The organism is Halorubrum tibetense (assembly GCF_042661865.1).
Classification (GTDB): Archaea; Halobacteriota; Halobacteria; order Halobacteriales; family Haloferacaceae; genus Halorubrum; species Halorubrum tibetense.
In genome coordinates, this window is record NZ_JBHSWW010000089.1 from 1 (window position 1) to 8649 (window position 8649).

At 63.5% G+C, this 8649-nt stretch carries 9 protein-coding genes and 3 pseudogenes; 4 read left to right on the forward strand and 8 right to left on the reverse strand.

Features of this window, described 5'->3' with window-relative positions; genetic code table 11:
• Both ACFQEU_RS07800 and ACFQEU_RS07805 read left to right on the forward strand, forming a co-directional pair.
• Positions 1-263, forward strand: a pseudogene (locus ACFQEU_RS07800) (phosphoribosylformylglycinamidine synthase subunit PurL); the annotation flags it as partial.
• Between the two features lie 157 nt (positions 264-420).
• Positions 421-1626: pseudogene (locus ACFQEU_RS07805) on the forward strand (ABC transporter ATP-binding protein); the annotation flags it as partial.
• 141 nt (positions 1627-1767) lie between these two features.
• On the opposite strand, the gene ACFQEU_RS07810 reads toward ACFQEU_RS07805, so the two are convergent.
• Positions 1768-1914, reverse strand: a complete 147-nt coding sequence (locus tag ACFQEU_RS07810) for a DUF7550 family protein (RefSeq protein ID WP_379780913.1) — start codon at positions 1912-1914, stop codon at positions 1768-1770.
• A gap of 138 nt (positions 1915-2052) precedes the next feature.
• Between ACFQEU_RS07810 and ACFQEU_RS07815 the strand changes: the two genes are divergently transcribed.
• On the forward strand, positions 2053-2655 hold the full coding sequence (locus ACFQEU_RS07815; protein WP_379780915.1) for a hypothetical protein: 603 nt from the start codon (positions 2053-2055) through the stop codon (positions 2653-2655).
• Complete coding sequence (locus ACFQEU_RS07820; protein WP_379780917.1) at positions 2633-2920, forward strand: hypothetical protein; 288 nt, start codon at positions 2633-2635, stop codon at positions 2918-2920. Before ACFQEU_RS07815 ends, ACFQEU_RS07820 begins: the two co-directional genes overlap by 23 nt.
• Before the next feature lie 42 nt (positions 2921-2962).
• Here ACFQEU_RS07820 and ACFQEU_RS07825 read toward each other — a convergent pair whose 3' ends face one another.
• The 7 genes and pseudogenes from ACFQEU_RS07825 to ACFQEU_RS07855 all read right to left on the reverse strand — a co-directional run.
• Positions 2963-3361, reverse strand: a complete 399-nt coding sequence (locus ACFQEU_RS07825; RefSeq protein ID WP_379780919.1) for a PIN domain-containing protein — start codon at positions 3359-3361, stop codon at positions 2963-2965.
• Positions 3362-3428: 67 nt separating this feature from the next.
• The gene (locus ACFQEU_RS07830) at positions 3429-4712 is read right to left on the reverse strand and encodes a LamG-like jellyroll fold domain-containing protein (RefSeq protein WP_379780922.1); all 1284 of its coding nucleotides are present in this window, start codon (positions 4710-4712) and stop codon (positions 3429-3431) included.
• 81 nt (positions 4713-4793) lie between these two features.
• Positions 4794-5333, reverse strand: coding sequence for a hypothetical protein (locus tag ACFQEU_RS07835; RefSeq protein WP_379780924.1), 540 nt, complete (start codon positions 5331-5333; stop codon positions 4794-4796).
• Between the two features lie 24 nt (positions 5334-5357).
• Positions 5358-5969 carry a hypothetical protein gene (locus tag ACFQEU_RS07840; protein ID WP_379780926.1) on the reverse strand — a complete coding sequence of 204 codons (612 nt, stop codon included), beginning with the start codon at positions 5967-5969 and terminating at the stop codon, positions 5358-5360.
• Positions 5970-6243: 274 nt separating this feature from the next.
• Complete coding sequence (locus ACFQEU_RS07845; RefSeq protein ID WP_379780931.1) at positions 6244-7131, reverse strand: NAD-dependent epimerase/dehydratase family protein; 888 nt, start codon at positions 7129-7131, stop codon at positions 6244-6246.
• An 86-nt stretch (positions 7132-7217) separates the two neighbouring features.
• Positions 7218-8120 carry a hypothetical protein gene (locus ACFQEU_RS07850; RefSeq protein ID WP_379780928.1) on the reverse strand — a complete coding sequence of 301 codons (903 nt, stop codon included), beginning with the start codon at positions 8118-8120 and terminating at the stop codon, positions 7218-7220.
• A gap of 240 nt (positions 8121-8360) precedes the next feature.
• Positions 8361-8558: pseudogene (locus tag ACFQEU_RS07855) on the reverse strand (DUF7344 domain-containing protein); the annotation flags it as partial.
• Positions 8559-8649: the final 91 nt, after the last annotated feature.

Below are 8649 nucleotides of genomic sequence, written 5' to 3' on the forward strand. Positions count from 1 at the left end.
CCGAGCTGGTCGGCGACGACACCGGTGTCGACGTCTCGCTGCCGGACCGGATCGCCGCCTTCGAGGAGACGCCGGGGCGGCTCGTCGTCCAGACGACCGACCCCGACGCGGTAGCCGACCGCGCCGGCGACCTCCCAGTCCTCCGGCTCGGGGACGTGACCACGGACGGGACGCTTTCACTGTCGGTCGGTGACGAGTCGATCGCGGCCGACGCCGACGCGATCCGCCAGCTCCGTGGCGTGATCGACCGTGAGCTGGCCTGAGATCACGGCGGTGCTCATCGGAGCGTCCGGGAACAGCCGTCGTCGTCCCGCTCCGGCATTCCCACGCCCCGAATTCGAACGACATGCTTTTAGGTACTCCTAAAATACATCGGGCAACAACGGGACGCCGGTTCGGTCGGTGCCCGACCACCGCATCATGGCCCATACCCAACGGACTGACGCGGACCGATCGACCGAGAGCGTGCGCCGATCGTCGACCGGCGTCGCCGGCGCGGACGACACGGGCGGCAGCGCTGACCCGGCAGCCACCACGTCGGGCGGTCGATCGACCGGGAACACCGCGTCCGCCGACCCCGTATTGACGCTCGACGAGGTCACCAAAGAGTTCGGCCCCGAATGCGCCGTCGAGGAGCTCTCGCTCGACGTTCGGGCGGGGGAGCTCCTCACGTTCCTCGGGCCGTCGGGCTGCGGGAAGACGACGATGCTCCGGATGATCGCCGGCTTAGAGGAGCCGACCAGCGGGTCGATCACCCTCGCGGGCGAGCGCGTCGCGGACGGCGAGTCGTTCGTTCCGCCGGAACGCCGCGACGTCGGGATCGTGTTCCAGAACTTCGCGCTGTTCCCCCACCTCACCGTCCGCGAGAACATCGCGTTCGGCCTCTCCGACGCCGACGATGCCGCGACTGCGGCGCGTGTCGACGAACTCCTCGAACTCGTCGATATGCCGAGCCACGGCGAGAAGACGCCGGACCAGCTGTCCGGCGGCCAGAAACAGCGCGTCGCGCTCGCGCGCTCGCTCGCACCGGAACCCGACCTGTTGCTGCTCGACGAGCCGTTCTCGAACCTCGACGTACGCCTACGCGTCGAGATGCGTGAAGAAGTCCGCCGGATCCTCAAACAGACGGGTGTCACCGCGGTGTCCGTCACGCACGATCAAGAGGAGGCGCTGTCCATCTCCGACCGCGTCGCCGTCATGAGCGAGGGGTCGATAGAGCAAGTGGGCGAGCCCGAGTCCGTCTTCGAGCGGCCGGAATCGAAGTTCGTCGCCTCCTTCCTCGGTCGGGCCTCGTTCCTCGAAGGCTGTCTGTGTGACGGGCAGGTCGAGACCGGGGTCGGCCGCTTCAACGCCGCCGCCCTCGAGGGATACGACACCACCTACGACGGCGCACCCGTCGACGTGCTCGTCCGGCCCGACGACCTGCGGGCGACGCCCGCGAACCCCGACGTCGCCGACGGGGTCGTCGTCGCGCGGCAGTACGTCGGCCCCTCGTTCATCTACCGGGTCGAGCTCGACTCCGGCGAGTCCGTTCACTGCCTCCACAACCACGTCGAGGAGTTCGGCCTCGACGAACCCGTCACGATCGACCTGATCGCCGACCATCCGCTGGCGTGGTACCCCCGCGGGCCGGCCGACGGTGCGGACGAGACCGATTTCTCCGCGATCGACATCGGTGACGGCTGTCGGACCCGGTGAGTGCCGTCGCTGGCGAGGGGAGGCGGTGTCGAACGAACGAGGGTCGGAACGAGGGTCGACGCGCGGGGCTCAGGCGAGGAGCGCCGGCAGAACGTACGCGAGCAGGATCCCGAGCAGGGTGACGGCCGCGCCGATGGCGACCTCGCGGCTCCCGAACTCCTGCATCGGGGCGGTCACGCGTGCGTCCGGGTCGGGCTCGTGGGAGTGATCGGCCATACCCGCGGATCCGTCCGGGGGATACATAAGGGCAGCTGAACCGCGTGGTCGGGGCGGTGAGCGCGGTTCGCCGTCAGATCGCTCCCAGCGGACCGACCCGCCGGGGATGTTTATATAATGCCGCACGGACGGACACGTATGTCCGGCGTCGAACTCACCGAGCGCGGGCTCGTCGTCGACCGCGAGCCGAACCGGCTCGACGAGCTCGCGATCGGCTTCTCCGAAACGCTGTCCGGGCTCGACATCGATCACGTCTTCGTCGCCGGCTACGTCGCCATCCTCGCCGGGCGGTCGCGGTCGACCGAGGACATCGACGTGTTCATCGAGCGCTGTTCGGCCGAGCGCATCGACGAGCTCGTCGCCGAACTACAGCGAGAGGGGTACTGGGGTCCCGCGATGCCGCTCTCCGAGATGTACGGCAACCTCGAAAACGAGACGAACATCTGGGTCGCTCCCGACGGCGAGATGACGCCACACCTCGAAGTGAAGTTCCCGAGCGACGAGTTCGATGACGCCTCTCTCGCGAACACGGTGGACGCACACGTCGGTGGTCACACGATCCCCATCGGTCCGCTTGAACTCCAGATCGCTTATAAGCTCTCGCTCGGGGGCCGAACCGATCTCGAGGACGCTGCGCACCTCTATACTCTCTTTGGAGAAACGCTTTCCCGCGCCCGGCTCGAAGAATGGGTCGAACGACTCGACGTCGAGAATCGCTATGAGCGACTCACAAACGCCTGAGGACGGCTCGGCCGAAGCCGACGACGACGCCGAGCGACCGCCCCGCTACGAGCAGGTGATGCGCTGGGTGGAGTATATAAATGAACACCCGCCCGAGGTGTGGGGCCCACAACAGAACGCGGTCGTGAACGGACAGATAGAGAGTGCCCGAGCGGTCGAGATGAGCGCGGAGGAGAGAGAGCGGATCCGGGCGTTTGCGGACGCGGAGCTGCGTCGAGACGGCGAGAAGGATGCGGACGAAGCGGACGGTGGCAGAACGGAGTGAGGTGTCGGACGACGCGGAGTGAAGAGTCGGACGACGCGGGAGCTACTCAAACGACTCCAGTTTCCGGACGAGCGTCGTATATAAATCGGGCGCGACGTACCAGCCCGCGTCGATCATCGCGTCGACCGTCTCGCGTCCCCGTTCAGGAGTCAGCATCCCCCGCTGTACGGCTGAGAGCACGACGTATGCGCTTCCGCGCGTCTCGATGTCCTCCACCTCGGCCGCGGAGCGTCCAGCGGACTCGTCCATCACGGCGACCCCGTCGCGGGCGTCGGCACAGGCGAGGACTGCCACGTCGGCGTCGCTGAGCCCGGGATGGCGACGGAACCGGGTCGCGGCAGAAGAATCGTCGGTGTCGACCGTAACGACGGCCTCGGTGAGCTGGTCGGTGAGCTCATTGAGGACGGCCGTGCCGGCAGGGACCGCGAGCGGCACGGCCACTAGAGCGCCAAACGCGAGTAGCGGGGTGGTCAATCTGCGAATCTACATCCGACTCATTTTATAGCCGCTATCCGCCGCTCGTTGCGTCGTAGAGATCTTTCACCTCATCTTCAGAGAGTGTACGGTCGTACACTCTCACATTACCAATCCGACCCCGGTGGCCATACCCTCCTCCGATATAACCACCTATCCGGGCAGGACCGGGAGAAACCCGGATGGGGCCTTGCGCGGTCTGGGTTCCGTCGTTTTCGCCATCGATGTAGATGCTCAGTTCGTTTCCGTCGTACGTCCCGACGATATGTGTCCACTCTTCTTCCGGTATATCTCCGCTCTCGGCGTTCAAAACGTGGAGTCCGCCGTTATCGTCAAAAACGCCTACCTGCGGGGTACTGGTCCTATCGTCGAGTTTTACGAAGTAGTTGTGATCACGGCCATCGAAGACGTATACCCGGTTCTTCGAACCAACTCGATAGATCCACGCCGATATACTGACGTTCGTGACACCAAGGCTCTGGTTATCGGAGATTTGAACGTAATCGTCGTCACCGTCAAATTCTGCTGCGCCACCAACCTGTCCGGATGCCGGCTCAACATTTCCATTAATTTGACCGTCGTTCTCTCCAACGATGTCCGGTGTCGTTCCATCGGAGAGATCGTCAAGCGGCCAGTAGCCCACGAGTCCGTCTGTCGGTCCTATCGGCGTCGGATCCGCGACGTCGCCGCCTTTCTCCGGAAGCGTACACTCCGCGTCGGCGTCGGCACGGATCGTCAGCTCCTCCCCCTCGAACAGATCCTCGGCGGAATCGAATCCGAACGCCCGAACTTCGAAGCCGATACACTCGGCGTTACCGTTATCGATCGGCAACCTGATCGCTCCATCACGGTCCGGGTCCAGTCGGTTGTTGACAACGAGTCGCTCGCGATCTGATCCCCGGTAGAACACCACAGCAGGGTCACCGGGGCCGAAGTCGTACCGGTCCGGCACCTCGGCATCATTGGATAGCTGCGGCACGTCAATTTCGAAATCGACACAGACGTTCTGCGTCCCTTGGTTTGCGATCTGGAAAACGTCGTCGAACCGCGTAATTCCATGGGGATTAACACCATCTCCACTCGGGTCGGAGTTACTGTTACTTCCCGAGAGGTTTATGTACAGAAGGCCGTCTTCATTGTCTACGTACTGTCCGTTCGGTGAGTCACAGGGTGCGAGTCTTAAAAAGCCGTCAGCGTCGTCGGCAACAGTCACTGACACGTCACGGTCAGCGCTGACGCTCGTAAACGCCCCGGTCCCCAGTATCGATGCCCCACCTAGTGTTGCCCCGCTTCCGAGCAGGAGTTGGCGTCGTTTCATTGCTGCTCCCTCGTTTGAGGCCCACCGGCGGAATCGAACCGCCGTGAACACCAGTGTGGGAAATATACTGAAATACGATTCCTATTCGATTGCCTCAGCCACGACGGTTACCGTCTCGTCGATTTCGGAGTTCGGGGTCGCACCTTCACCAGCGAAGACTTCGACATCGTACGGTATCGCCTCACCCGGGGAAGGTGTTTGATCTGTGGTTTCTACACTGGGAGAGATATTGACGGTGAGATCATCACCTACATCGGCCAGCCTTATCCTGGCCTTTGGGCCACCATTGGTACCGCCATTGAAGAGCACCTGAATCGACTGTGTTCCCTGGTTTTTGATCTCGAATGCGTCCCGGATGATCGTATCAGCATTCGCATTGACACCAGTCCCACCAGCCTCAGTTGGGTTACTCGGCGTAAGGTCCAATGTGAACGTTCCGTCGTCTCGAATCCTCGCATATTCGGTTGTTGGATTCAACGCGAGGAACGCGTCGCTATCATCGGCGACCTCAACGGTAACGGCTCGTTCTGCCTCGACCGACGTGAACGCCCCGGATCCGATTATCGCGGTTCCAGCTGTCGTGACCGCACCGAGTCCGAGAGCGAATTGTCGTCTCTTCATCTTATTTAACCGTCAGATCGATATTTACTCGCTGCCCTGGTATGGGTCGACGTCGTCGCGAACATCGCCGACGAAGTCACTGTCAGTGGGAGCGTCTTGTTGCGCGACGATCAGTTTGTTTGAGACGAACTCGCCGATCCGAGTTCCCTCACCAGTCTCGAATTGGAAGTCGATCGTGGTACTCTCACCAGTTCCCAGTGTGCGGGAGTTATGCGCGGGTGCGGTCAGATCATCACCATTGTCGTCAAACACATTCGTGCGGTCAGCACGGCCCGCGTCAACGTCCTCTTCATCCGTGACAAAGAAGAGTTCAACTTCTTCTGTGCCTTGGTTTTGGATACTGATAACCTCGTCAAAGCGAGTCGTCGCGTTCTTATTGATGCCGTCCCCATCTGCGCCACTGGCACTTGCACCAGTTGCGTCACCATCGAAAGCCAGTTCCACAATATCATTGTCAGTGACACCAGCGTGTTCGGGATCCTCAACGGTGATTGTGAGGAAGGCGGCCGCGTCGCCCGCGGTAGCGAGTGCGAAGTCACGCTCAGCCTCAACACTCGTGAACGCACCCGTACCCACTGCCGCCGCGCTACCTGTTGCCAATGCACCTGCGCCGATCATGAATTTGCGTCGTTCCATGGTTGGTCTACCTCTGTTACCGCACACGACCCGCGTCCAGGCACACGAGACATCCCGTGTCACCCCGGGTCGCTCTACTTCACCCATGGAACCCTACCCATATCGTTATGACACGCCGGAAGAACTTCTGCCCGCGTCTGAAGGATTTCTGGCCCGGTCTGTAGATGGTTCCGGCTCGGTCTGTACCGGTTCTGGATGGGCCTGAAACGGGTTTTGAGGCCGTTCGAAGGCGACGAGGTGGCCTCAGATCGCTGCCGACGGCAGCAGCAGCCGCCTACACGAACGCAGGTCCCGCCACCGACGCGTCCTCCGCGTCACGCCACGAGTGTGCGGGCTCCCAACCGAGCACGCGCGCCGCCTTCGAGCAGTCGAAGATCGACTCGGTCCCCTCGATCTCGCACGTCTCCGGCAACTCGCCGTGGACCGCCTCGATCGTCGCAGCCGTGTCGCGTCCGAGGAAGTTCTCCGCCGCGGCGACTAACACCGCCTCGTGACCGTCGATCTCGGCGTCGATCGCCGCCTCGATCGCGCTCACGAGGTCGCGCACGTCGATGTGACTCCAGCCGTTGCCGCTCAACGCGGCCGTCTCGGGGTCGAACCCCTCGCGCGCCTCGCGGATCCGTGTCTCGCCGGGATACGTCACCCACGACGACCGGAGCGACACCGCGCCGACGCCGTACCGCCGCGCGACGCGCGCGGCCACCTCCTCGCCGACGACCTTCGAGAGCGCGTAGGGATCCTCCGGCTCCGTCGACGTCTCCTCGTCGATCGGGAGCGCGTCCGGCAGCCAGTCCTCCTCGGCAAAGACGGTGCCGTAGAGACTCTCGCTCGACGCCTGGACGACCCGCGCGCCGACCGCGCCCGCGGCGTCGAGGACGTTGTACGTACTGGTGACGTTGGTCTCGAACACGCGCGAGCCCGCGTGGTCCTCGGGGTTCGGGATCGCCGCGAGGTGGACCACGGCGTCCGGCTCCGCCGCCTCGACGAGCTGCTTGGTCTCGCCGTAGTCGGTGAGGTCCGCGGCCTTGAAATCGACGTTTTTGCGGGTTTTCTCCGGCGTTCGGAGGTCGACACCGACGACGTCGTGACCCTCGCGGGCGAACTCTTCGACCGTCCAGCTGCCGACGCCGCCGCAGGCTCCCGTGACGAGAACGTTCACGATCCGGTTTCCGGCCGGGCAATAATACGCGTTGTGTGTCACGGACGCGGCGGAGCGTGGCGGGGACGCGGCGGAGAGACGACCCGAACTCAGTAGTCGTCGGGGAGACAGCCGCCGAATGCGTCTTCGGAGCCGCGTGTCTCCGTCACCGTGCTACCGGAGACCCCATTTCCGTTGTCGTTTCCGTTTCCGTTGTTCTCTCCGCCCCCACCGCCCGGTGTGACACCACAGTCATCGGCGTCGAACTGCGGGTGAACGAACACGCCGTCGATCCCCTTGACATGAACGCCGGCGATCGTCTTCCCGCCGAGGGACGTCTGCCCACGGAGGTTCTCCCCTACCGAGACGTTCTTGTCGTCGGTCACGGCGACCCCGCCGCCGTCGACATAGTAGATCTGTACGTCGACCTCGCCCTCGTCCGGAGAGGATATCTCGGCGTTACCGTTCCCCTTGAACTCGACGCCTTCGACGCCGACGCCGCCTGAAGCACTGTACGTGGTAACGTCGTAACAGACGATCTCGAAACGGCGCGTCTCCGTGTCGCCGAACAGCTCCGCGCTGACGCCCTCGCCCGCGACGCGAACGGTGAGCTCGACCGTCGCGCGCTCGCCGCTTCCGGCACACTCGATCGTGCCCTCGATCGTTTCACTGTCGCCCGATCCGAACGTCCCGTCGTCGTACGTGACCTCGGTTACCTTCGGGTACTCGCCGTCGTCGGGGATGACCTCGAGCGTGACGTCCTCGATCGAGAGCTCCGCACCGTCGGCGAACCGGTTCTCGACGGTGACCAAGTCGACCCGCTCGCCGTCAGTCACCGCCTTTCCGTCCGCCTCGTCGCTCGGGCTGTCGTACCCCACCAAGGCGTGATCGTCGTCAACGACGCTCACGCTCACCCCGCGTTCGGCCTGGGCGCTGCTGAACGCGCCCGAGCCGATCGTCATCGCGCCGGCACTGGCGCCGCCGAGTGTCAGGATGAGGTGTCGTCGTTTCATGACTGCGTGGGGACCGAGGTTCGGTTAGTCGATCTAACGTGTTCCATCCGTATGGTTACGCGGTGTCTGAAGACCCGTATGGAGTGCCTGAACTCGGGTATACGACTCATTGAACCGGCGTCCGGTGTCCGGTTTTCGGCGACAGTAGGCCCCTGGGTCGGACCGCCGTCGCCGAGTCGCTGTATCGGTACGGACCCGCGATGCGACTCGACGAGGTGGTACCGAAACGGGGGACGACCACTACAGCTCCGGTGGCTCGTCGGGTTTGCCGACTTCCATCTCCGTCGTGTAGTACTTGTGCGCCAGCGCGGAGAACGCGAACGCGACGACGATAGCGAGCGTCCACGCGAGCTCGGGCAGGAGCACGAACGGCCACGCGCCCATCCACACCGCGGCGACGAGCGCGGTTGCAACCCCCGATAACCCCAGATAGCATTCGTCTTTAGCTAAGACTCACACCTCGGTTGTGTAGCGGTAGCAAGTGTCTCTTGTAAGATCGGTCGTTGTTGATGGATCTTCTGAGCGTCCT